The sequence below is a fragment of the uncultured Campylobacter sp. genome (genome assembly GCF_938002845.1).
Lineage (GTDB): Bacteria > Campylobacterota > Campylobacteria > Campylobacterales > Campylobacteraceae > Campylobacter_B.
In genome coordinates this window covers 1-24,033 of sequence record NZ_CALKZP010000010.1, presented here as the reverse complement: position 1 = coordinate 24,033, position 24,033 = coordinate 1, and the positions used below count along the sequence as shown (strand labels likewise).

The window sequence follows — 24,033 nt, the reverse complement described above, 5'->3', positions numbered from 1 at the left end:
CGGCTTCGGCGCCGCGTATAACGCGAGCCTGATAAATCATCTCTAAATTTACGCCCGCCGCTCTGTTGCATGAACAGGCTAAATTTAAGCATACGAATGTAAAATTTGACGAGTAAATTTAAAAGGAAAAAGTTGCAAGATAAAATTTTAAGCGAACTAAAAACAAGCGAGTGCGATTATGGAGACGCCGCGGCAAAACTTGTGATTTTAGCAATTCCAATTTACATTGTTGCAGGTTCAAATAGTGGCTTTGAAGGCATTATGGCAGCCATTTTATTTTATGCATTCGTGAGGGCTGTAATTAGCATAATTTCATGCCATTTATCGCCTAAAGCCTTAGCGCTCGCAATCTTTGCCCTCTTTCTAGTTATCGAAATCGCACAATATTTTAAAGTGCTTGAAATTTTAGGCGTCCAAAATTCTATATTGCGGATAATTTTTGGTGGAACGTTTGATTGGACGGACATTGCCTGCTACGCGATAGGCTGCGCTTTAGCTTACGCATCTGAAAGTATCATTTATGATAAGGCGCGACTATGGAGGCGTAAAAGGTTGCCTAAAAATTTTAATGAAATTTTGCAAAGCGGCGATGAAGAAAAGATCAAAGCGGTATTTCAAGCCCTCGATATAAATGCGACTGACAAAGACGGCAACACGATACTTCATATGCTACATGCGGACAAAGATATCAAGAAAAAAGACCCAAACTCACCCTATGTGTATATGGGCGCGAATTTAATCGAATGGATCATCATGCAAGGCGGCGACATAAACGCTAAAAATAAAAAGGGCGAGACGCCCCTTAGAAATTTTATGTGGTATGTATATAAAAATTTACAACCGTATCAAAAGTTAATAATCGTAGGCAATCAAGGTTATGCTTCTTCGGTATATGTAGAACAAGTAAATGAAGTCGTTAATATCGATTTTGGAATAATGTATAACTATATATACAATCTTCTACCTAAAAAATCGCAAATTTATATTTGGCGCCGCTTCGGCAAAAGGTTGGAATATCTATATGTGCCCGAGTATCCAACGGATATGGAAAAACACGATCCGCAAGAATACAGTCAATTTACCTATGATTTTTGGATGAAATTCTTAAGACAAAAAGATAGCGTGCAGTATAAAATGATACATGCGGCTACTAATTTATATTGGCATTGGGACTATAACGGGGAATACGGAAGTTGGATTTTATGGGATGACGATTATACCGATGAAGCTGCCGTCGAAATCAAAAAATATTTTAAGCTAGGCAATAGGCTAGATGAGCTAAATGACGGCGTGCTTGATAAGATGTTTTATGATCTAAGAAAGAGCTGGCGTGCCGAAGATGTAGGTAAGCTTAGATATCTGTTCGTGCTTTGGTTGCTTAAAAATCCCGAGCCGTTTTTAGAGGACGAAATTTAAAAGGAGAAGCGATGGATAAAGAAAAAGCCGTGCAAAAGATGACCGAGATCATGGCGAAATTCGTCGGCTACACGGGCAAAGTACTACCCGACGACGTGACGGCGAAGCTGCTGGAGCTTAGCGAGCGCGAAACGCAGCCGCTGGCAAAGGAGATCTACAAAACGATGTTTGAAAACCAGCGCCTAGCTAAGCAGCTAGACCGTCCGTCCTGTCAGGATACGGGCGTGATCCAGTTTTTCGTGCGCTGCGGCGCGAATTTCCCGCTCATCGGCGAGCTTGAGGAGCTGCTGCGCGAGGCCGTACTGCGAGCGACGCGCGAGGCTCCGCTGCGCCACAACAGCGTCGAGACGTTTGACGAGTACAACACCGGTAAAAACGTCGGCAAGGGCACGCCGAGCGTATTTTGGGATATCGTGCCGGATAGCGGCGAGTGCGAGATCCACACCTATATGGCGGGCGGCGGCTGTAGTCTGCCCGGCAAGGCAACCGTGCTGATGCCGGGCATGGGCTACGAGGGGGTCGTGAAATTCGTCATGGATATCATGACCAGCTACGGCATAAACGCCTGTCCACCGCTGCTAGTGGGCGTGGGCGTGGGCACCTCGATCGACGTGGCGTCGCTGCTATCTAAAAAAGCACTGATGAGACCTCTTGGCTCGCGCAATCCAAACGACCGTGCCGCGCTAACCGAAAAGCTGCTCGAAGATGGTATCAATAAAATCGGCCTGGGCCCGCAAGGCATGAGCGGCGCAAGCTCGGTCATGGGCGTGCATATCGAGAACTGTGCCCGCCACCCAAGCGTCATCGCCGTTGCAGTAAACGTGGGCTGCTGGTCGCACCGCAAAGGCCATATCGTCTGGGACGCGGAGCTAAATTTTGCCGTAAAATCGCACAAGGAGTTCGCGCTATGAGTAAGAAAATTTTAACCACGCCGATCGGCGCCGAGGATCTAGCAGATATCAAGATCGGCGACGTGATCTATCTAACCGGGCACATCGTCACCTGCCGCGACGTACCGCACAGACGCGTCGTGCAGGAGGGTCGCGAGCTGCCGCTAGATATCAGAGGCGGCGCGATCTTGCACGCGGGACCGATCATCAGAAAAACGGGCGAAAAAAGCTTTGAGATGGTCTCGGTTGGGCCAACTACGAGTATGAGGATGGAGAAATTTGAGCGCGAATTTATCGCCAAAACGGGCGTGCGCCTGATCGTGGGCAAAGGCGGCATGGGCGAGGGCACGATGAGCGGCTGCAAGGAGTTTGGCGCGATACACTGCGTATTTCCCGCGGGCTGCGCGGTGGTCGCCGCGACGAAGGTCGAGGAGATCGAAAGTGCGGACTGGACGGAGCTTGGGATGCCCGAGACGCTGTGGAAGTGCCGCGTGAAGGAGTTTGGCCCGCTAATCGTCTCCATAGACGCGCACGGAAATAATCTTTTCGAGCAGAATAAGATCAAATTTAACGAGAAAAAGGACGCGGCGCTAGCTGAAATTTTACCACAGGTCGGGTTTATAAAGTAAAATTAAACAATCAGATTTTTAAAATATTTGAATTTAATAATAGACTAAAGCTCAACCGTCGGCTAGATTTAGCCGACGGCTTATGCAAATTAAAATATCGAAAACATAAATGACAAAACGAATAATACTAATAGTCCGAATAGCATATTTGGACGTTGAAATTTATTCGCCGCTTTTAATTCCGATCCCGGGATTACCGGAATTACGGTTGCCAGTGCTGCGACCGGACCTCCCGTGAGATAGTATTGCATCATAGCGCTACCGCCGGCAGCCATAACGGCTAATGATAATGGTGTCGCCGTGCCTAGCGAAAGAGCGGCTTGCAAAAATGGTATGGTTATGGCTACTGATGCAGCATTACTTTGAGTTACAAAACCTGCTAACGCCGATACTATTAGCATACTTTGTATAGGCGCATGAGTTAGCATCGGGGTAAAAATTTGACCGATAAGATCGGCTAATCCAATTTGCTTTATAACGCCGCTCATAAATAAAAAACCTATCGTAGCTACAAGTGGAGTAGCTATCTTGCCGACGCCTTCAAGCATATTTTTTTCGCCTTCTTGAAAATTTAAGACGGAAAGCAAAATTGTGATAATCGCACTTGCAATACCTACTACAAAGACTGGAAATCCTGCAATAAAGCCGATGAAAAGCACAATAAAAGGCAAAAACGCTTTCCAAACCGGAGCTTCGTCAGCCTTTGCCTCAAATTCTTTTGAAATGCGCTCGATATCCTCTTTGCTAAGCGTTGTGCCGCTTCGCATTCTTTTTAATCTAAAAAAGGCACAAGCAAAAACACAAAGTCCGACAAACGTACCTATAACGTTAATTAGTCCGAATCCGATATTTGACACCGCTACGACGGCTACTTGCGTAGGATGAGTAAAACCGCTTGCGTAAAACCGGTAAGCATACCTATTACCGCAGCCGCTATACCGCCGGCAGTCGCTACACCTACGCCGCCGCCCAGCCTATTTCCTAGTCTTACAATACTTCGAATAATTACGTCCATGAAGCCACTTGCTTGCATAACGCCGATAAACATTAAAATTCCTGTCATATCGGCAATAACCGGATTTAAACCTCCGATAATAAGAGAGGCCAAAGATACGACATTTTTTGGCCCTGTTACCGGAAATCCTGCTACTAGCGCGCTAATTGCCGAACCGACTATAGCCGTAGTATATAACGGCGTCTTACCGCTTATCATTAAGATAAGCGTAAAAATCATGACGCATTGAGCTGCGACTAACATTGTTAACTCCTTTTTAAAAATTTCGTTGAGCATTATAACATTTTTTTAAAAAATTATATATAATATTTAGTATTTTGTATTGAAAAATTTTAAAATATGGTATAATTTCCCAAACTAAAAAAGCGAAGGAGCAAAAAATGTCAAAGCCAAAAATTGCAGTCGGCGCATTGGGCGGTACGATTTGTATGAGCGCGAACGGTGGACAAGGCGGAGTTAAACCTAGCTTTAGTGCAGAACAGTTAGTAGGCGCAGTACCTGCTTTAAGGGAGATGGTGCAAATAGAGGCTAAAACCTTGCTGGCTCTTCCTAGCGGTAGTTTAAAGGTACAAGATCTCGTAGAAGTTTATAAATGGGCGAAAGAGCAGATAGCTAAAGGGGCAGCAGGCGTAGTCATTACGCAAGGAACCGATACGCTAGAAGAAAGCGCATTCTTTTTAAATTTAGTTTGGGATGAGCATGCTCCGTTGGTTATTACCGGCGCTATGCGAAATGCCGATTCTATTAGCTCGGATGGTGCCGGCAATATATATGCTAGCGTGTTAACCGCTATTAGTCCGCAAAGTAGAGATCGGGGTGTGCTGGTAGTACTAAACGATACGATTCATAGTGCACTATGGGTTCATAAGAGCAATACCTTTTCTCTGCAAACTTTTATATCGATAAATGCCGGTATTCAGGGGCTTGTGATAGAGAATGGAGTAAAATTTATAACTCCTGCCGTATCGCGTCAAATTTATCCTTTGCCTGACGTCAAATTTCCTAAAGTAGAGATTATACAAAGCTATTTGGGTTGTGACGGCGAGATGATTGAGCTCGCCTTACGTGCTAATTTTAGTGGTATCGTAATTAGTGGCGTAGGTGCCGGACACGTATCATATGATATGGTGGATAAACTAAGAGGTGCTCAAATTCCGGTCGTCGTCGCTTCTCGCACCGGTAGTGGGATCTGTGCTACTAAGACATACGGTTATAAAGGCTCAGAGATGGATTTACAAAGTATTGGTTGTATAATGTCTGGCTGGTTATCGCCGATTAAATCAAGGCTTTTACTGATGCTTTTGCTGGCAAATAATATGAATTTGGAACAGATAAAAAAAGAATTTGGAAATTTCTAAGGCGCCGATCTGGATTGTTTTTATATTATTTTTGTATAATACTCCTAAAAAACGGAGAATAAATGATACATCTCAATTCGGATCGTCCTATCACCACAACAGAATTTATAGTCCATAGTCTTAGTCAAGATATTTTAAACGGAAATATAAAATCCGGCTCCAAGCTAAAACAAAATGAAATTTCAAAGAGATTTAACGTTAGTGCTACGCCGGTAAGGGAAGCGCTAAAAATTCTGACGGCAAAAGGCTTAATCAGTTTCGATCCATTTAAAGGCGCAATTGTAAAGGGGCTTTGCTACAAGGAAGCAAAAGAAATTTATGAACTCAGAATTTTATTGGAAAGCAAACTTATAACGGATGCGTTTGAAAAATATGATACTGAGTATCTACAAAAAGCAATTAATATCCAAGAGCAGATCGAAACTTGCACAGATTTAAACGAATGGGCTTTGTTAAATGCCAATTTTCATCGATGCTTTTGGCAGAGCGAAAGCGGCAGCAGGACGTTTAATATCGTCGAAACCCTTATAATGGCGGCAATCCCATATGTTTCACTGTCTTTGTTTTATAAAAAAACTCATATAAAATCCTCAAATGAGGAGCACAAGGCGATAATAGAAGCGTATCAGAAAAAAGACTTAAAAAAATTAGTTCATCTCAACACAGCACATACTAATAAGACGAAAAATATTTTAGAAGATGCGATAAAAAATAGCCTTTAAGTATTTTTTTACAAAGTGTAGCATTCGCGTCGCAACAAACTTGTTAAATTCTTATCGAGATTAAATTTATGCCCATTTTTACATCAACTAAAACATTTCCCGATCAAATAGCTTCTAAAATTGCTTTTTAAAATCACATAAATTATATCAAGGGGGAATTGATAAAAAATCTTAAGGTTTTATCGATCGCAGCGATACTGACGCTAAATTTAAGCACTTCGGATATTGCGCTTGACGGCAAAGACGTGTCGTTGCAAGAAACGCATATTATAAACGGTGTAATTAGGCGCGAGATTAATTAAATTTTATCTGCAAATTTAGCTGGTCACGAGGGATAAATTTTAAAAATTTAGACCCATAAAGCTGCTATTTTCTAAAACGCAAGCTTTAAAAACGGCGCTTCTAGCCCGCCAAAGCTCTTTCGCAAATTTAGCCTACGCACTATTTTTCTGTGCGAATTTCACGTTTGCGTAGAGGTAGCTTGCAAACCCTAGCGCGCCCAGTATCGCGCCCGCCTCGCCTATGTGCCAAAGCCCGAATCTCGTTGCGACTTGATGTCCCAAAAGCGCTCCGCCGCCTATGCCTACGTTGTAGATCGCCGAGTAGATCGATATCGCGACGTCGGTAGCGTCGGGAGCTAGCGCCAGGACTTTGATCTGCAAGCAGAGTCCGAAGCCGAAAATCCCCACTCCCCAGACGAAAGCTGCAAGCAGTAGCGCTACGTCATTTGCGACAAAAGCTTTTAACGTCAGCACCGAGGCTAGAATAAAGAGGATCGAACAGATTAAAAAAGCGTTTGGAAAAGGGCGGTAGAGCTTCGAAAAAAGCATGCTAGCAAGAATGCCCGAAGCGCCGAATGCAAGCAGGACGTAGGTTACGAAGTGATCGCCTGCGGGATTAAATTTCGCCACGAAGGGCTCGACGTAGCTGTAGGTCGTAAAATGCGCGCCTACGATCAAAAACGTCAGCAGATACAAAGCAAGCAGCATAGGGCGCTTTGCAAGCATCGGCAAGCTAGCAAGAGAGCCCGCGCGCCTGCTTGGCAAAAACGGTAAAATTTTCCAAAGAAACAGCGCTTCCGCCGCCGCAAGCGCGCCGATTGCAAAAAACGTAATTCTCCAGCCGAAAAGCTCGCCGACCGCGCGCCCCAAAGGAAGCCCCAAAACCATCGCCAGCGAAGTGCCCAAAGCCAGCATGCCGATGGCCTGAGAGCCTTTATTTATCGGCGCTACGCGCACGACGAGCGATGAGGTGATCGACCAAAAGATCGCATGCGAAATCGCGATGCCAAGTCGCGCGATTACCAAAACGGCAAAATTCCACGCAATGGCGGCCAGGACGTGGCTTAGCGTAAACAGCACAAAAAGCCGCAAAAGTAGCCTCTTACGCTCGAGCTTTGAGGTTAGCAGCATCAACGGCAGCGAAAGGATACTCACCGCCCACGCGTAGATCGTGATGATTAGGCCCGTACTCGTAACATCCATCTTAAAATCCGCCGCGATGTCGCTTAGCAGGGCCACGGGGATAAATTCAGTCGTGTTAAAAATAAAGGCGGCAAACGCCAGCGCGATAACTCTCGTGTAAGCGATTTTATGGACGTTCATCGGTTCTCTCTCCGGCTTTTAAATTTAGACTTTAAATTTAGCACATTTAGCGGTTTTTAGCTTTTCGAGTTCTGCTTGAAATTTTAAAATTCCGCGCCATATATACGTGCCGCGCTAAATTCTAAACGGGGGATTATAGCTAAATTTATCCTCCGCGCAGCTTGCGGAAATAGAATTTACGCTCAAAACGCAAAGTCGCATGGGGTAAAATTCACGTAGCGATCGATCGATGAAAATTTAAAATGAAATTTGCATCGCGCTCGGTAGGTGGCAATAAAATTTCTTATATTTGGCAGAATGCGCTGAAATTTTATATGCTGCGATGTTATAAGCCATAAATAAAATTTCGCTACGTTGAGCTTGGATGCGTAGGGTGGTTGAGGCTTTGTAGTAGCTAAATTTTATTATCCAGTCTTGTTGCGATATGAGGTCTTTTTATCTTGTGGCAAGTGCATTTTTAAATTTCTTAATTTTCGCGCATTCCCGTCATTTGATATTTAGGTTAGAATTTCGAGTCAGACGGCTAAATTTGCATTTAATCTCTACTCACTGCTTACGATCCGCGCTTAAAGTATGCAAAAATTATTTTCAAGGCGGCGAAAGAGCTCGTCTCAAATCGTCCGCAATGCTCGTCTAAAACTGCCAGCAGATCGCGCTTGTAGCCCGCCTGCTGTGATAAAGCTTTAGAATTTTATTCGGTTTGCGAAGCATTTAAATTTTTAAGCAATAAATATGTAAAATTAGCGAAATTTGATAATTCCAAAGGACGAAAAATGGCAAAAGTTATGAAAACTATGGACGGAAACGAGGCGGCGGCTTACGTCTCATACGCCTTCACCGAGGTCGCGGGCATCTATCCGATCACGCCTAGCTCGCCTATGGCGGATTACATTGATATTTGGGCGTCGCAGGGCAAGAAAAACCTCTTCGGCATGCCCGTTAAAGTAGTCGAGATGCAAAGCGAGGGCGGCGCAGCGGGTACTGTGCACGGCTCACTTCAAGCGGGCGCGCTTACGACGACGTACACCGCATCGCAGGGGCTTTTGCTAAAAATTCCAAATATGTATAAGATCGCGGGTCAGATGCTTCCGGGCGTCATTCACGTCGCGGCGCGCGCGCTTGCGGCGCAGGCGCTCTCCATTTTCGGCGATCATCAAGACGTCTACGCCTGTCGCCAAAGCGGCTTTGCGATGCTTGCAAGCGACAGCGTGCAGGAGGTGATGGATCTGGGCGGTATCGCGCATCTTGCGGCGATTAAGGGGCGCGTGCCGTTTTTGCACTTTTTCGACGGATTTCGCACGAGCCATGAAATTCAAAAGATCGAGGTGATGGACTATGCCGAGTTTGATCGCTTGCTGGATCGTGAGGCCGTGCGTAAATTTAGAGCGGACGCGCTAAGCTCTGAGCACCCTAAAACTCGCGGCACGGCGCAAAACGACGACGTGTATTTTCAGACGCGCGAGCTAACCAATAAATTTTACGACGCGCTTCCGGATATCGTCGCGGAGTATATGAGCGAAATTTCAAAGATCACGGGGCGGTCGTACGCGCCTTTCGTCTATTACGGCGCAAGTGAGCCGCAGCGCGTGATCGTCGCGATGGGCTCGGTCAATCAAGCCCTTGAAGAGGTGGTCGATCATCTAAACGCGAAGGGCGAGAAGGTAGGCGTGCTAAAAGTCCACCTCTACAGGCCTTTCAGCCTCAAATATCTCTTCGCCGCGATGCCTAAAAGCGTACGTAAAATCGCCGTGCTCGACCGCACGAAGGAGCCGGGCAGCCTCGGCGAGCCGCTCTATCTGGACATAAAGGCCGCATTTTACGGACGCGAGGACGCCCCGCTCATCGTGGGCGGTAGGTATGGTCTAAGCTCCAAAGACGTTGATCCTGCTCAGCTAATCGCCGTGTATGAAAATTTAAAGGCGGACGAGCCTAAAAACGGCTTTACGATCGGTATCGACGACGACGTGACGCATCTGTCGCTACCCGTGGGAGATAAAATTTCGCTCGGCTACGAGGATGAGACCGAGTGCCTGTTTTATGGCCTTGGCGCGGACGGCACCGTGGGCGCGAATAAAAATTCCGTCAAAATCATCGGCGATAAAACCGATCTTTACGCGCAGGCGTATTTTGCCTACGACAGCAAAAAATCGGGCGGCTACACGCGCTCGCACCTGCGCTTCGGCAAAAGACCGATCCGCTCGACCTATCTCGTCTCAAATCCGCATTTCGTCGCCTGCTCGGTCGCTGCGTATCTGGACATCTACGACGTCATCGGGGGCATCCGAGAGGGAGGGACCTTTCTTTTAAATTCCATCTGGGATGCCGAGCAGACGGCGGCAAAGCTTCCAAACAAGGTCAAAAAAATTCTAGCCCAAAGACGGGTAAAATTTTACATTCTAAACGCCACCAAACTAGCACGCGATATAGGGCTCGGAGGCCGCACCAATACGATCATGCAATCGGCGTTTTTCAAGCTTAGCGGCATCATCCCGTTTGAGCAGGCGCAGAGCTATATGAAGGAATACGCCAAGAAAACCTACGCCAAAAAGGGCGAGGCGGTCGTGGCGATGAACTGCGACGCGATCGATAGGGGAGCGGACGCTTTGGTGCAGGTAATGATCGATCCTGCATGGGTAAATTTAAAGGACGACGCGACGGATACAAACGACAAATACAAGGGCGACGAATTTATAGAAAAGATCGTAAAACCGATGAACGCGGCGCACGGCGATAGCTTGCCGGTCTCGGCGTTTTTAGGGCACGAGGACGGCGGGTTTAATGCGGGCACGACGCGATTTGAAAAGCGCGGCGTGGGCGTCATGGTGCCTAAATGGATCGAGCAAAACTGCATCCAGTGCAACCAGTGCGCCTTCGTCTGCCCGCACGCAGTAATCAGAGCGTTTTTGCTAGACGAAAAGGACGAAGCCGTCGCTCCTTCAAATTTAAAAGAGCACCTGCTAGAAGCCAAGGGCAAGGAGCTGAAGGGGCTAAAATACAAGATCCAAGTAAGCCCGCTAGATTGCACGGGCTGCGCGCTCTGCGCCGAAAACTGCCCGAGCAAGGAAAAATCGCTCGTCATGGTGCCGCTTGAAGAAGAACTCGCAAAGGGCGAGCAAGAAAGCGCAGACTTTTTATTCGAGCACGTAAGATACAAAGATGATTTGATGGACAGATCAAGCGTCAAGGGCGTGGGCTTTGCCCGCCCGTATTTTGAATTTCACGGCGCGTGCCCGGGCTGCGGCGAGACGCCGTATATCACGCTGATCACGCGACTTTTCGGCGATCATATGATCGTAGCCAACGCCACGGGCTGTAGCTCGATCTACGGCGGATCGGCGCCTTCGATGCCGTACCGCAAGGATGAGAACGGTCGCGGCGTCGCGTGGGCGAACTCGCTTTTTGAGGACAACGCCGAGTTCGGGCTGGGAATGAAGATCGCAAGCGAGACGCTGCGCCATAAGATCGAGGATCTGATGCTAGACTCGCTCTCAAGCGTGCCAAATGCGCTAAAGGCACTTTATAACGACTGGATCGAAAACAGAAACGATACGCTAAAATCCGCTCAGATTAGAGATAGGCTGGTGCCGCTACTAGAACAAAATTTGGACGCGCCCGGGGTTCGCGAAATTTTAGAGCTGAAGCAGTATCTAAACAAAAAATCGCAGTGGATCATCGGCGGCGACGGATGGGCCTACGACATCGGCTACGGCGGGCTCGATCACGTGCTGGCTACCGGCGAGGACGTAAACGTGCTGGTGCTGGATACGGAGGTTTATTCAAACACAGGCGGGCAGAGCTCCAAAGCTAGCCGCCGCGGCTCGATCGCGCAGTTTACTGCAGGCGGCAAGCGCGTTCAGAAAAAAGACCTAGGCCAAATCGCGATGACCTACGGCAACATCTTCGTCGCGCAGGTAAATTCCAACGCAAACCAAGCCGCGACGCTAAAAGCGATCATGGCGGCGGAGGCTTACCCCGGTCCTAGCCTTATCATCGCGTATTCGCCGTGTATCGCGCACGGTATCAAAGGCGGCATGGGCAGCTCCGGCGATCAAGCCGAGCTTGCGAGCAAATGCGGCTATTGGCCGACCTATACCTTTGATCCAAGACTTGCGGCGGAGGGCAAAAATCCGCTTAAAATTTCATCCAAAGAGCCCGATTGGAGCCTTTATGAGGAATTTTTGCTAAACGAAGTGCGCTACAACGCGCTTAAAAAGATCGATCCGGAGCACGCGGGCAAGCTTTATGAAGCCAACAAAGCCGACGCGATGAGACGCTACCGCCAGCTCAAACGGCTTGCGAATGCCGATTTCGGCGATGAGGTTGCCTCTGCGGGCGTCGCGAGCGAGAATGCTTAAGCTTTGCGGCTATTTGTTGAAATTCCGGCTCTGCAAATTTTGCAATCCGGAATTTTATTAAATTTCGCGGGACTGCATAAAATTCCGTATAAATTTTAAAAGGAAAATCCATGAAAAAAATTGGACTAATCGGCGGCATGAGTTACGAATCTACGATTACCTATTATGATGGGATCAATCGCAAAATTAACGAGCGTCTAGGTGGGCTAAGTAGCGGCGAAATCCTGCTAAGTAGCTTAAATTTCGACGAGATCGAGCGGTGTCAAAGAGATAATGAGTGGGACAGGGCAGGTGAAATTTTAGCTCGTCACGCGCGAGTTTTGCAAGGCGGCGGCGCGGATTATATTTTTCTTTGCACCAATACGATGCATAAGTGCTACGAGGCGATAAAAGCCGCTATATCCGTGCCTTTCGTGCATATCGCGGATGCTACGTTAAGTGAGCTGCGAAAACGTGGCGTGCAAAAAGTAGGGCTGCTCGGCACGATTTACACGATGACGCAGGATTTTTACAAACAGCGCTTGATAGATGGCGGCGTAGAGGTGCTCGTACCGAACGCGGACGAAATGGAAGCGGTAAACGAAGTAATTTTTGATGAGCTTTGCTTTGGTAAAATCTTACCGCAATCCAAAGAGAAATTTTTGCAGATCATTGAAGGGCTTAGAGCTCGCGGTGCGCAGGGCGTGATACTGGGCTGCACGGAGATCGGGCTGCTCGTATCGCAAGCAGATACCGCCGTGCAGTTATTTGATACTACGCAGATCCACATCGATGCGGCAGTAAGTCTAGCTTTAAGCGAGTAAATATCAAATATGAGCCGGTAAAATTCCAGCTTATAATTTCAAATTTTTATATATATTATCAGTTAAAATTAATCTTTCTCTGTTATAATAACGACTATCAATCATAGAAGGGGATGAAATGAACGTTTTAGTTATAGGAGCAGATGAGATTACGCCCATTAAGGCGGTTTTAAAGGATCTTGGCGCGAGCAATATCGAGCACTGGGATGCACGAAACGAAAATCGTGTAAATCGTAAGCCGATCCCGCAAGATACCGAGTGTGTCGTGATGCTTACGAGCTTTTTAAACCACAACACGATGAAAAAAATCAAAGGCGAAGTAAAAAAGCGCAAAATCCCGCTCGTATGCGCTAAAAGAAGCGTTAGCTGCGTATTTTGCGAATACTGTAAGGTTTTCAATTTAAATCAAGAATTTGGTTGCAGACCTTGCGAAGATGATTAAAATTCCAAGGAATTTAAATAATGCCGGCAAGCCCAAGCAAGCGGTTAAAAAATCGCGCACTACGCCGCAATCAAATGCTTACGACGATGAAACAGGCGAGCTAAATTCCAAGGATTTTTTAAATTCTAGCAAATTTAACGCTACTTGCCTTGCGCATGTCGAAAGCAAGAAATTTAACGGCAAATCTAAAAAGTTTTCAAGCGGTAAATCGGGCGCGCTTAATCATAATGCCTCTAAGCCGTGCGCTGCAAAGAGCGCGCAAAAAGGCGGTGCAAATAGGAATTTGACAGCAAAGGCTTTTTACGACACTGGCTTCGCGCAAGAGAATTTTTTCTGCACTAAGCGTTCGGATGAAAAATCAGCTTTATTACAAGATACTACCGCGTCAAAACGAGATATCGCGGCGCGCAAAAAACGCCAAAAAGCGGATCTGTGGCGTAACAATGAGCTTATTGATGATGAAATTTTAAATGCTGAAGTTTTTAATAAAGAATTCTTTGGCGGCGAAATTTTTGGCTTTGATGCGAACGGGCGCGAGATTGCGTCAGAGGCGCTGCGGGATTATAATGCGGCTTCGCGAGCGCGGGCGATGCTAGCTCTATATAATTTTAACGTTAATGCGGATTATAGAATTTCGCCCGCAAATTTAAAGGGCGCTTCGCAGTTCCGAGCGGCATTTTTAAATTTTATCGCTTCCGAACTTAGGCGCGGGGCTCGTAAAATTTACCGTTTCAAGCCCGCCGTAAAATTTTGCGCGGCGGATAATGCGATAATCTTTTCTTATCTGCGCGGCATGCCGCTGCCCGTATTTGCCACTAAGCCCGCCTATAAGCTAACTCGCATAATCGTGAGCCTACGTAGCGGATTGCTGCTAAACGGAGACGATGCGTTTCGCAACTTCGTATTTTGCAAAATCGCGCTTCGCAATGCAGGCGCACAGCTGCAATTTGTGGGCAAATCAGGCGAGCTCATCGTAGTTCGCAAGAGCGGTTTTAGCCTAGGCGTGGTTACGAGCTTTAAAAAAATTTTACCTCAAAATCCAGCCATTTATGATAATGATATAAAAAAAGCGCTAGAGCTTTGCCGCGGAGCAAACCTCGATGCCGTGTATCTTATCTATCCAAAAAATGAAAATTTTAACCGCCACATCGAGATAAAAAGCGAATGCTTTAAGGGAAATTTCATTATGAAATTAGTACCATACAAGCTCACCGACAAAATTTATTAAAAGGATCACAAATGGTTGGAATTATTTTTGGAAGCTCGATGGGCAATACCGAAGACGCTGCGAAGCTGATCTCGGCAAAGCTCGGCATCGAAAATGAGCTAAAAAACGTCGCGGACATCGCGCCTGCAGACCTAAATAAATACACCTCGCTCATCATCGGCAGCTCCACATGGAACGACGGCGAGCTACAAGACGACTGGGCGGGCTTTGATTTCTCAGCCCTTGATGTCGCGGGCAAGACCGTCGCGATTTTCGGCATGGGCGATAGCTCAAGCTACAGCGACGCTTACTGCAACGCAATGCGCGAGCTATATGATAACTTCAAAAAAGCGGGTGCAAATATCGTAGGCGCAGTGCCTACCGACGGATATGAATTCGACGAGAGCAAGGCTGTAGTGGACGGCAAATTCGTTGGCCTCGCGCTAGACAATGACAATCAAAGCGATCTCACCGAGAGCCGCATCGAGGCCTGGGTAGCGCAGATCGCTCCATCTTTTAAATAGTCCTCCTTTAAATTTGCCGTGGAGCGTGCACTTCGCGGCACTTTCATCCTTTTTAAAATCATTAAAGCTTAGACCTTTTTAAAATTTAGCTCTGCCGACTTCGGTTAAATTTAAACGGCTTTTAAATTTTAAAATTTTAATTTGCGAGAATGAAGTTTATCTTTTAAATTTGGCTGTGCGATATTTTGCGCTCATGTAAATACAGAGGCCGACTTGAAGGCGCACTTAGCGCGAGTAGATAAAATTTAAGCCGCCGTTATGGCGGAAGGACGAAGCTGGGAGTTTGCGTCGCGGTTTATAAACCCTTATCGGCGAACGCTCGGGAGATAAAATTTACAAATTTTATAAAAAGCGAAGCGAGAGGCATCGTTGCTAAAATTTCTCTCCGCACATACGCCATTGAAATTTCTTTCCACTCACACGCTGTTAAAACTCTCCCCGCAGCTCCGCCATGAAATTTAGCCAGCCGTCTGATATAAGAATTTTGCCTATCCACGCATCGAGCGGCTGCCGTTTGTCCGTAAAATTTAGCATAAATTTGGCGCCGCAGCCGCGTGCAGCTATCGTTTTTTAAATAAACCGCAGCATAACCCACGAGATCGCCCGCCGCTAGGAGCTAAAGCCGCAAAGCCCTGCGGCGCGACAAAGAATAAATTTAAAAGAGGAATTTTGCTCTTTACGCTACTTCGCGCAAATAGCGCGGCAAAGCGTAAATTTAAAATTTAGGGCGCAAATTTTAAGGCTTAAAATTTACAGCCCGAGCTCTATCGCCATATCCTTGACCGCTTTGAGATTTACCTTACCGCTGCCGAGCACCGGGATTTGCTCGACCTTTTTCACGACGCTTGGCTGCATTATCGGCGCCAGCGCGGAGTCCTTCAGGCGGCGCGAAATTTCATCCTCGCTCGTCTCGCCCACGTAAAGCAGAGCGATCTTTTCGCCCTTTTTCTCGTCTTTTAGATTCACGCACGAATAGATCGCGCTCTCGCCTAAAATTTCGCCCACGGCGCTCTCTACTGCGCCGAGGCTAATCATCTCGCCGCCGATTTTAGCAAAGCGCGAAAGGCGGTCGGTGATAAATAAAAACCCGTCGTCGTCGATATAGCCGATGTCGCCGCTTTTGTAGTAGCGCACGTCGTTTATTTGCGCGATCGCTTCGGCGGTTTTTGCCGGCTCATCGTAGTATTCCTTCATAACCTGATGTCCGCCGATTAAGATAAGCCCCTCCTGCCCGTTTGATAGCGGCTGAAGCGAGGCGGGATCGGTGATTTTTATGACCGTGCCTGCAAGCGGCAAGCCGACGCTCTTTTCGCGGTTGAAGTGAAGCTCTTTGAAAAAATCGGGCTCGAGGACGTTCGGCGTATTTACGCTCACCACCGGCGCAGTCTCGGTCGTGCCGTAGCCCTCGTAAATTTCGATGCCGAATTTTATCTTAAATTCCTTTCGGACGTTTTCGTTTAGCTTCTCCGCGCCCGCAATCGCTAGGCGAATGCTTCCTAGCATAAGCGGATTGAGCCTTTTATTTTTGGTGTAGAGTCTAAAAAACGTCGACGTGCCGAACATTATCGTAGCGCCGTATTTTGCGCTCATCTTGCCGACGCTAAAGGCGTCCGTAGGATCGGGCACGTGGATGCTTAAGATTCCGTCGTTTAGCGGAAAGAGCGTCGTTACGGTAAGCCCGAAGCAGTGAAAGATCGGTAGCGACGCTAAAATCGCATCGTGCTCGGTGGCGTTTATGAGCTCCGAAATTTGACGGACGTTCGCCATTATATTTTTATGCGTCAAAACCACGCCTTTGGGCTTCCCCTCGCTGCCGCTGCTAAATAAAATGGTTGCTACGTCATCTATCGCGTGCGGCTTAAAATACAGCGCGCGAAATAAAATTTTAGGCATTAGCAGCGATTTTAGCGCGCAGGCTATGCGCTCGTTTTTAGAGACGCCCTCGCTTAGATCCTCAAGGTACACGAGCCGATCGCCGATCGAGCTTTCCAGCTCAAAGCCCTTTGATTTGAGCTTTTCTACGAATTTGCGCGAGCTGATGATCGTGCGGATATTCGCTTTATCCGCGCAGTAGATTAAATTTTCCTCGCTTAGCGTGTAGTTTAAATTTACGCTCGTTTTGCCCATCGTAAAAAGCGTTAAATTTGCGGCGCTTGCGATGACCGAGCTAGGCAAAATGATACCGACGTTTTCCTCGCTGCTTATGCGACTCTTTAGTCTTTTGCGAAGTATCAAAACGGCGCTCATCATCGCTAAATTTGTGAAGCTCACTCCAGTGCTATCGACCGCCACGCGCTTAAAAGGCGATCTTTTGGCTTGATTTAGCCAGTTGTAGGCAAGCGGCTTTAGGCTTGCGAGGTATTTGCCCCAGCTGAAAAACGATAGCTCCGTTACTGCGCGCTTTACCTCGTGCGCTTTGGAATTTGCCTCAATCGGCGCGCCGAAACTTACGCGAAGTGCATTTTTGCCGCTTTGTGAGATCGTTCTTTTATAATGTTCGCTGGCGCGCGAAAACGTTGATCCCCAAAGCCCCCTGATATAAAAAGGCACGATTACGGAGTTCGTATCGTGCGCGGCGAGCTCAAAGCCCGCTTGAAACTCGTCTATGCGGCCGTTGTAGCTGATGTGGCCTTCTGGGAAGAGCCCGACTACTTCACCAGCATTTAGCGCCTCGCGGATGCTTTCTATCGCGCTTTTGCTCACGCCCGCTCCGATCGGAATGACGCGGAAAATTTTAAAAAACCACTTCAAATACCACAGATCGTAGTAGCTGCGATGCATCACGAAGCGCACCCCGCGCGGGCACGCAAGCTGCACCACCGCCCAATCGATCCAGCTGATATGGTTGCCTAAAAGCAGTACGCCGCCTTTTTGCGGGATGTTTTCGATACCGTCTACGTGGACTTGGTAGCCGAATTTCATAAACGGAATGAGTAAAATTCTAACGAAAAGCTGCGGCAAATATTTCGCGCCGAAGATCCCGCAGATGAGCACGCACAGTGCCGCCATAACGAAAATTTCGCCGCTGGCGACCGCAAAATGCACCAAGATGATGGCGATGAGCAAAAACAGCACCATAAAGATATTTTGGATAAAATTTGAGCCCGCGAGCACCCGCCCCATGCGCTCGTCGGCGGTAAAAAACTGAATAACGGCGTTGAGCGGCACGATGAAAATTCCGCCGCTAAATCCGAAGAAAAACGACGCCGCGCCGAGCCAAAATACCGAGTGCGCGTTGGCTAGCACCATTAGCGCGAGCGCAAGACCAAATGCGCCAAACGGCACGATACCGAGCTCGATATGTTTTTTGCAGTAGCTGCCCGCAAAGATCGAGCCTAGCGCGATTCCGATCGCACTAAGCGCCAAGATCACCTGGATCACCATTACGTTGTCGCTGCCGCTAAGGCTCTTGTAGTGAGCCGGAAAGGTCGCTATCACGAGCTGCGAGACCGCCCAAAACATCGAAAGTCCCAGCGTACAGAGCAGGACGTTTTTGTCTTTTAGCACAAAATTTAAATTTTGCCTTAGATAGCGAAGCTTAAGATAGTCGTCTTTGTTAAATTCCGCTTGCGGCTGCGCGGCGTCGAAGAATGGAATTTTATACGAGTAGTATGTTTCAAGCACGGAGCCCGCGACCAAAAGCACGCCGATGAACCAAACCGAGCTCATTAGCTCGCCCGCGTCGCTGCTGCGCGTCGCAAACAGCTCGAAAATCACCGAAAACGCAAGCGATGAGAGCAGAATTGCGATGATGGTAAGAGCCTGCACGAGGCCGTTTGCCGCGCCTAAATTTTTCGCGCCGACGATCTTTTTAATCAGGCCGTATTTGGCGGGCGAGTAGATCGCGCTTTGCGCCGCAAGCAGGATCGTCATAAAAAATGCGAAATAAAACCACCCGCACGCATAACCGAGCGTAATGAGTGCGGTAAGCGCGACGCCGAGTTTCGCGCAGATCCGCGTAATGCGGGTTCGCGAGAATTTATCGTTGAGATAGCCGCTGGCGCTAAAAAGAAATACGTAAGGCAGTAAAATCAGCAAATTTACAAGCGATGTTAGAGCGATGAGAGCGCCTGAATCGGCGCTTTTGACAAGGACGTTTTGGATCGTGATCTTATGGCCTAGATCGACGCTTGCATTGATAAACATAATCGCCAAAAACGGCAAAAATCCGTTGATTTTTAATAAAGATTTCAAGCTATCTCCTTTAAAAACGGGATTTTATCTCACGGAAGTTAATAGACGCAAATTTAAGGCGGCTTCGCTACAATTACGCAAAAATTAAAGGAAAAATATGAAAGTGCAAATCACAAATCGCGACGTCAATAACCTCAATAAATTTATGCTGCTTTACAGCAAAAAGGCGCGCAAGCAGCGCCTAGTCAGCACCTACGCCATACCGTTTGAGTTTTTGCTCATGGGCATCATCATCGACGGGCTTTTAAAGACGGCGCCGATTGCGAGCGTGGCGTCTGTTATTTTGGGTGCGGCGTGGCTTATTTTTTATCCGAAATTTTATCGCCGCATGCTAAGAAAGCATCTGGATGCTGCTAAGCTCGCGCAAAACTCAAACATAGAGATGGAATTTATCGCGGGCGAAGATGAAATTTCATTTTCAAAGGGCGAGCCGCGCGCAAGCGAGAAATTTGCCGCGCGCTCGCTAAATCGAATCGCTGCGGGCGGGGAGAATTTTTTCTTGGCGTTTGATCGCGGCTTTCATATCGTGCTTCCAAAAAACGCCGAAACGGACGCCGCGGTGCGGCATCTCGCGGATCTACGCGGGCTGCAGATCGAACCTGTGGATATGGATGTTGAAATTTAAGAGCTTTGTTTTTAAATTTGCGGCTCGTAAAATTCGCGATATAAATTTAAAATTCTATCTTTGGAATTTTGCTATATAAAATTCTATCTCTAGAATTTAGGTCGTGATGGCATTTTCTCTTAAGGGGGAAGAGGTGTTGCTTACTCTGCTCCGCTGCGCTCGCAAGAAACGCCGCCAGGCTAAGAGCCTTGCGTCGCTACGCTCGTTTTGTGGGGCGCTCCCCTTAAAATTCCTAACCTCTCGCACGCTCAAGGGGGGGGGCGACTCCGTCCGCGTTAAAATTTAATATGACTTGGATTACTACATGAGGAATTTTACTCCTGTTTGTTTCATTAGAATTAAACTCAGGCGTAGCCTGCACCGCTAGCGTCGTCGGGGGTTGGGTGGGGTTTGTGGGCGAGCAGAGCAATGTGGTGCTGCGGGGCAGCGCCACCCTCTGCGAGAGGTGTGACCTCGCAATTCAAGCCCTCTTCCCGCCCCAAGATATATCACGAATTAAAATTTAAACGGAATTTCATTTTGTAATAAATTTAAAATTTCTCTATGTAGAATTTGCCTCTAGAATTTGGGGCGTGGCAGCGTTTTCTCTTAAGGGGGAAGGGGCGCTACTTGCGAGGCGCTCCCCTTCCCCCTTAAAATCCCCCAACCCCTGGCACGCTCAAAGGGCGAGCTACGCTCGCGCTAATTTTAAACTGCAGTTGGCAGAAAAAAATTGGCTAAAATTCTGCGTTCAACTCGCCATTACGCCTCGCGCATCTCCTCTGCTAGGCGCTTTTTGTAGGTACGCTTGAAATAAAATGCCCAAATTAGCGGAAATATTATCTCCAGTCCTTTCCAAAATACAAACCCGCTATACTCTCCAGGAATGGTAAAAAAACCTATCCAAACCGCATAGTAAGCAGCCACGTAGCTTATCACGAAGACAACGCCCCAAATTAGTACTTCAGAGCCGGTCGTAACAATCCAGATCGCAACCAAATATATGAACGCGCTTACTAGCGCAGTCGGAAAAAACCAATTCAGAACGCCCAATTTTTGATGGTCTATATCCGCGCTAAGATAGCCCACTACGCACGCGATGATGCACAGGGTGCATAAGATAGCCCGCAGCACGGCTAAATAGCGCAGCCCGCGGGGTCGTATCGCGCCTTCATAGTCGCTGTTTTCGCAGCTGCCCCTTTGCTTGTTTTTGCTGCCGCGCCCCGCGACATAGACAAGATGCGCGCCTAACCCTACGAAGCAGGCACATTGAATAAAGTCCATAAATATGAAACTGCCGAGCGTCTCTCCGTACTTACCTATTAGCCTAGGCCACGAAAACTTCACTATGCAAAACGTCACCACGAGTAAAATCGGGTGCAGCGCGAGCCTACCGCTTTTTAAATCAGAGAGTAAATTTTTAAAATATCTCATGCTTCCCCTTTAAAATTCCGCGGAATTCTATAATTCCGAAAGAACTTCGCGTGCGTAGTTTGCGAATAGAATTTTAGAATTTCCAGATGCTAAATTCTATCGCTCAATTTAGAATTTTACGGCATAGGGTTTTGAAATTTGACGCAACCCCGCCCACTTTCCATTATTTTAAGGCGCGGTTTGGGTTCGAAATTTTAAAGCCACTTTGCTCGTTCATTGCTAGGATCCGTTTCGTTGCCGATCGCTTCATAGCGCGAGTAGTAAAACTCCACAAACTCCCGCACCTGCGCCTCGCGCGGCAGATACACGCCGCCGCTAAGCTCCGCAAAGCGCGATAAAAATTCCGCCGCGTCCTTTTTGTCGCAATAAAGCCGCGCGAGATCCTCGTAGTTTTGCAAACACGCGGCCTTGAAGCTCTCATAGCCCGCGCGGTCAAATTTAACCGCCAACTGCCCGCGTTCAAATTTCAAAACGCCCGATGCAAAAAGCAAGTTCAGATGTATCAGAGCCTCGCAGTAGTAGGGCTTGAGCTCCTCCACCCGCTGCCACGCGATGAGCCCCACGGCGCGGCGGATCAGCTCATCCAGCACTGGCAGGCAAAACTCCGCCTCCTCGTGGAAAAAGAAGCTCACGAGCCCGCCGGTGGTCGCCTTGTACTCCTCGATGAGCTTAAAAAGCCCCGAGCGGTTCATGCGCGCCTCGGTGTCCGCGTCGATGAAAAATATATGCCCGAACTCGTGCCCGATCGTCGATATTTCATAGACGCGGCGCCAAATTTGCGGCTTTTTAAATAAAATTTCGCGTCCGAAATTTAGATACTCAAGGTCGAAAATTTCGCCGCTTAGCCGCATAAAAGGTCTAGCCTTGGCGCTTTCATAGACGAAATTTACAAAGGCGAAAATTTTCTTGCCGCAGTTGGTGCTTACGAACTCGTCGTTGGGTACGACCTGAGCCGAAAAGAGTCCGTTAAGATCGGCTCCGTAGTAGATCAGCGGCGCGCAGACGTAAAGCTGGGTCTTGGCGATGTTTGAGAGCACGAGCGAGTGCATGACGGCGTTGTTCGCGTCTATTTTTTCATACGCGCGCTCAAAGCTCTCGCTTACGCGCGCTTTAAATTCCTCCGCACTAAACTCATACGCGCCTGCAAGTCTGACATCCCATTCTAGCGCGACTGCGTGCGTATAGGCGTCCTCGTAGTACTCAAGCGGATGCCCGATCTGAAGCGGCGTTTTTATATCCATCCACGCGATCTCCGCATCCCGCCACGCGCCGATCACCGCGCTAGCGTCCTTTTCGCAAAAGGCCTGTTTGAGCTTGCTTAGATACGCGATGTAGGCTAGTTCGCTCTCATCTTCGGCAAGCGTCACCAGGCGCTCTAAAAGATCGCTAAATTCACTCTGCAGCTTTGCCGTCTCATCCGCAAAGGCCACGGCATAAGGTACCATTTGGGATTTGCCATCGCGCTGCACTATCGCGCCGTAGCAGCGCTCGCAGATCTCGCCGTGAGGCGTGCGCATAAACAGCTCCTCTTGCAGCAAAAATTCCTTCGCCTGCGCAAGCGAGCTAAATTCCTTTTCCCAGCGCTTGTTCGTGCCTTCGATGATTAGGGCTTGCCAGCTTTTTTGCATATCGCTTATCACGAGCCCGATGCGGTGCACGCCCTTTAAAAGCTCTAGATAAAACGGCTGCAAAATCCCCTGCGCGCCCGCCTCGGCGATGAGCGCTTCGTGCATACCCTCGTGTATTTCGCGCGTGAAATCATACATTTTGCTCTTTAGCTCGCGCTGTCGCGCCTCATCGTAGCCCAAGCGGCGAAATTCTTGCAGTAGCGGATCCTCTTTGAGATCGACGATTCGGCGTAGCACGGCGATGCGCGCAGTATCGCTAGGCTCAAAGCCGCAGATCTCCAGCCCGCGCGCGATCAGCTCGGCGCGCGGCTCGTCGTAGAGGGCGTTTAGCTGCGCTTTAGCAGCCGCCGCCATCTCGCTAAGTTTTGCAAAATCGTTCATCGCGTATCCTTTTTGCCGTTTTTATCGTCTTTTTTGTGAGCGGAATGTGTCTGCTTCGCGAGCAAAATTCCATCCTCGCATCCGCTTAAAATTTTAAAATTTCGGCATAGCTTTTTTGCCGATTGTATCGAAAAAGTGTTAAATTTGCGCGGTTAAAATGCGAGATTTTTAAATTTAAGGAGTAAAAATGAGCGATTTAAACTTGGACGATTTCGGCGAGCCGCGCATCAAGGTCGTAGCGCTGCCTAAGGATACGAATAGCTCGGGCAATATTTTCGGCGGCTGGATACTAGCGCAGATCGATTTAGCGGGCGCGACGGCGGCGCGCGAGATAGCGCCCGAGCGGGTCGTGACGATCTCGATGCAGGAGGTAACTTTCAAGCAGCCAGTATTTATCGGCGATGTCATCAGCTGCTACGCAAAAGTCCTAAGCGTAGGAAATACCTCTATCCGCGTGCAGATCGAGGTCGCAGCGCTGCGGCTGGGCGAGGATGGATTTCGCGAGTGTCTGCACGTAACCAGCGCAATCGCAACCTACGTAAGCGTGACCAAATCAGGCCAAAAAAAGCCTATCAGCGCGGAGATCAAGCGGCTGCACGGATTTTAAAATTTCTCAGACTTTAGTTTCGGCTCAAGGAATTTTAGCATCAAGCTTATAACGCGAAAATTCTTATGTGGGATTAGCTTAGTGTACAGAATTTGCTGCATAAAATTTTATAATTTTAAGCGCGGAATTTTGCTGTGCAGTATTTTAGCGGAAAACCTCGCAGACGGAATTTTGGAATTTTGGAATTTTGGAATTTTGGAATTTTGGAATTTTGGAATTT

Annotated in this window: 19 protein-coding genes; 13 read left to right on the top strand and 6 right to left on the bottom strand. The window is 47.9% G+C overall.

Annotated features, from left to right (window positions below):
* Nucleotides 1-132 precede the first annotated feature (132 nt).
* The 3 genes from Q0224_RS01125 to ttdB are packed head-to-tail and all read left to right on the top strand — an operon-like array spanning nt 133 to nt 2,935.
* The gene (locus Q0224_RS01125) at nt 133-1,416 is read left to right on the top strand and encodes a DUF2809 domain-containing protein (protein ID WP_297948382.1); all 1,284 of its coding nucleotides are present in this window, start codon (nt 133-135) and stop codon (nt 1,414-1,416) included.
* An 11-nt stretch (nt 1,417-1,427) separates the two neighbouring features.
* A complete protein-coding gene (gene ttdA / locus Q0224_RS01120) occupies nt 1,428-2,327 on the top strand; it encodes a L(+)-tartrate dehydratase subunit alpha (protein ID WP_297948379.1) in 900 nt (299 codons plus the stop codon).
* On the top strand, nt 2,324-2,935 hold the full coding sequence (ttdB, locus tag Q0224_RS01115; RefSeq protein WP_297948376.1) for a L(+)-tartrate dehydratase subunit beta: 612 nt from the start codon (nt 2,324-2,326) through the stop codon (nt 2,933-2,935). The genes ttdA and ttdB overlap by 4 nt, the downstream gene beginning before the upstream one ends.
* 89 nt (nt 2,936-3,024) lie before the next feature.
* Here ttdB and Q0224_RS01110 read toward each other — a convergent pair whose 3' ends face one another.
* Both Q0224_RS01110 and Q0224_RS01105 read right to left on the bottom strand, forming a co-directional pair.
* A complete protein-coding gene (locus Q0224_RS01110) occupies nt 3,025-3,792 on the bottom strand; it encodes a hypothetical protein (RefSeq protein ID WP_297948373.1) in 768 nt (255 codons plus the stop codon).
* Nucleotides 3,793-3,803: 11 nt separating this feature from the next.
* A complete protein-coding gene (locus tag Q0224_RS01105; RefSeq protein ID WP_297948370.1) occupies nt 3,804-4,193 on the bottom strand; it encodes a hypothetical protein in 390 nt (129 codons plus the stop codon).
* A gap of 137 nt (nt 4,194-4,330) precedes the next feature.
* On the opposite strand from Q0224_RS01105, the gene Q0224_RS01100 reads away from it, so the two are divergent.
* From Q0224_RS01100 to Q0224_RS01090, 3 genes are all read left to right on the top strand, one after another.
* Nucleotides 4,331-5,308, top strand: a complete 978-nt coding sequence (locus tag Q0224_RS01100; RefSeq protein ID WP_297948367.1) for an asparaginase — start codon at nt 4,331-4,333, stop codon at nt 5,306-5,308.
* Between the two features lie 62 nt (nt 5,309-5,370).
* The gene (locus Q0224_RS01095; RefSeq protein WP_005870820.1) at nt 5,371-6,030 is read left to right on the top strand and encodes a GntR family transcriptional regulator; all 660 of its coding nucleotides are present in this window, start codon (nt 5,371-5,373) and stop codon (nt 6,028-6,030) included.
* 158 nt (nt 6,031-6,188) lie between these two features.
* A complete protein-coding gene (locus tag Q0224_RS01090) occupies nt 6,189-6,332 on the top strand; it encodes a hypothetical protein (protein ID WP_297948364.1) in 144 nt (47 codons plus the stop codon).
* Between the two features lie 132 nt (nt 6,333-6,464).
* Here the strand turns inward: Q0224_RS01090 and Q0224_RS01085 are convergent, their stop codons facing one another.
* Entirely contained in the window at nt 6,465-7,634 is a 1,170-nt protein-coding gene (locus Q0224_RS01085) for a sugar transporter (RefSeq protein WP_297948361.1), read from the bottom strand.
* 773 nt (nt 7,635-8,407) lie between these two features.
* On the opposite strand from Q0224_RS01085, the gene nifJ reads away from it, so the two are divergent.
* From nifJ to fldA, 5 genes are all read left to right on the top strand, one after another.
* On the top strand, nt 8,408-11,989 hold the full coding sequence (nifJ, locus tag Q0224_RS01080; protein ID WP_297948358.1) for a pyruvate:ferredoxin (flavodoxin) oxidoreductase: 3,582 nt from the start codon (nt 8,408-8,410) through the stop codon (nt 11,987-11,989).
* A gap of 110 nt (nt 11,990-12,099) precedes the next feature.
* Entirely contained in the window at nt 12,100-12,792 is a 693-nt protein-coding gene (locus Q0224_RS01075; protein WP_297948355.1) for an aspartate/glutamate racemase family protein, read from the top strand.
* A gap of 118 nt (nt 12,793-12,910) precedes the next feature.
* Entirely contained in the window at nt 12,911-13,234 is a 324-nt protein-coding gene (locus tag Q0224_RS01070; RefSeq protein ID WP_005870807.1) for a DUF2325 domain-containing protein, read from the top strand.
* Nucleotides 13,206-14,462 (top strand): hypothetical protein, encoded by a 1,257-nt coding sequence (locus tag Q0224_RS01065; RefSeq protein ID WP_297948353.1) that lies wholly within the window; start codon nt 13,206-13,208, stop codon nt 14,460-14,462. The genes Q0224_RS01070 and Q0224_RS01065 overlap by 29 nt, the downstream gene beginning before the upstream one ends.
* 11 nt (nt 14,463-14,473) lie before the next feature.
* Nucleotides 14,474-14,965, top strand: a complete 492-nt coding sequence (gene fldA / locus Q0224_RS01060; protein WP_297948351.1) for a flavodoxin FldA — start codon at nt 14,474-14,476, stop codon at nt 14,963-14,965.
* 750 nt (nt 14,966-15,715) lie between these two features.
* Here the strand turns inward: fldA and Q0224_RS01055 are convergent.
* Entirely contained in the window at nt 15,716-19,159 is a 3,444-nt protein-coding gene (locus tag Q0224_RS01055) for an acyl-[ACP]--phospholipid O-acyltransferase (protein WP_297948348.1), read from the bottom strand.
* A 97-nt stretch (nt 19,160-19,256) separates the two neighbouring features.
* Between Q0224_RS01055 and Q0224_RS01050 the strand changes: the two genes are divergently transcribed.
* Nucleotides 19,257-19,784 (top strand): hypothetical protein, encoded by a 528-nt coding sequence (locus tag Q0224_RS01050; protein WP_297948345.1) that lies wholly within the window; start codon nt 19,257-19,259, stop codon nt 19,782-19,784.
* A 741-nt stretch (nt 19,785-20,525) separates the two neighbouring features.
* Here Q0224_RS01050 and Q0224_RS01045 read toward each other — a convergent pair.
* Both Q0224_RS01045 and ciaB read right to left on the bottom strand, forming a co-directional pair.
* Complete coding sequence (locus Q0224_RS01045; RefSeq protein WP_297948342.1) at nt 20,526-21,197, bottom strand: hypothetical protein; 672 nt, start codon at nt 21,195-21,197, stop codon at nt 20,526-20,528.
* Between the two features lie 194 nt (nt 21,198-21,391).
* Entirely contained in the window at nt 21,392-23,206 is a 1,815-nt protein-coding gene (ciaB, locus tag Q0224_RS01040; protein WP_297948324.1) for an invasion protein CiaB, read from the bottom strand.
* Nucleotides 23,207-23,408: 202 nt separating this feature from the next.
* Between ciaB and Q0224_RS01035 the strand changes: the two genes are divergently transcribed.
* Nucleotides 23,409-23,813 carry an acyl-CoA thioesterase gene (locus Q0224_RS01035; protein WP_297948384.1) on the top strand — a complete coding sequence of 135 codons (405 nt, stop codon included), beginning with the start codon at nt 23,409-23,411 and terminating at the stop codon, nt 23,811-23,813.
* Nucleotides 23,814-24,033 lie beyond the last annotated feature (220 nt).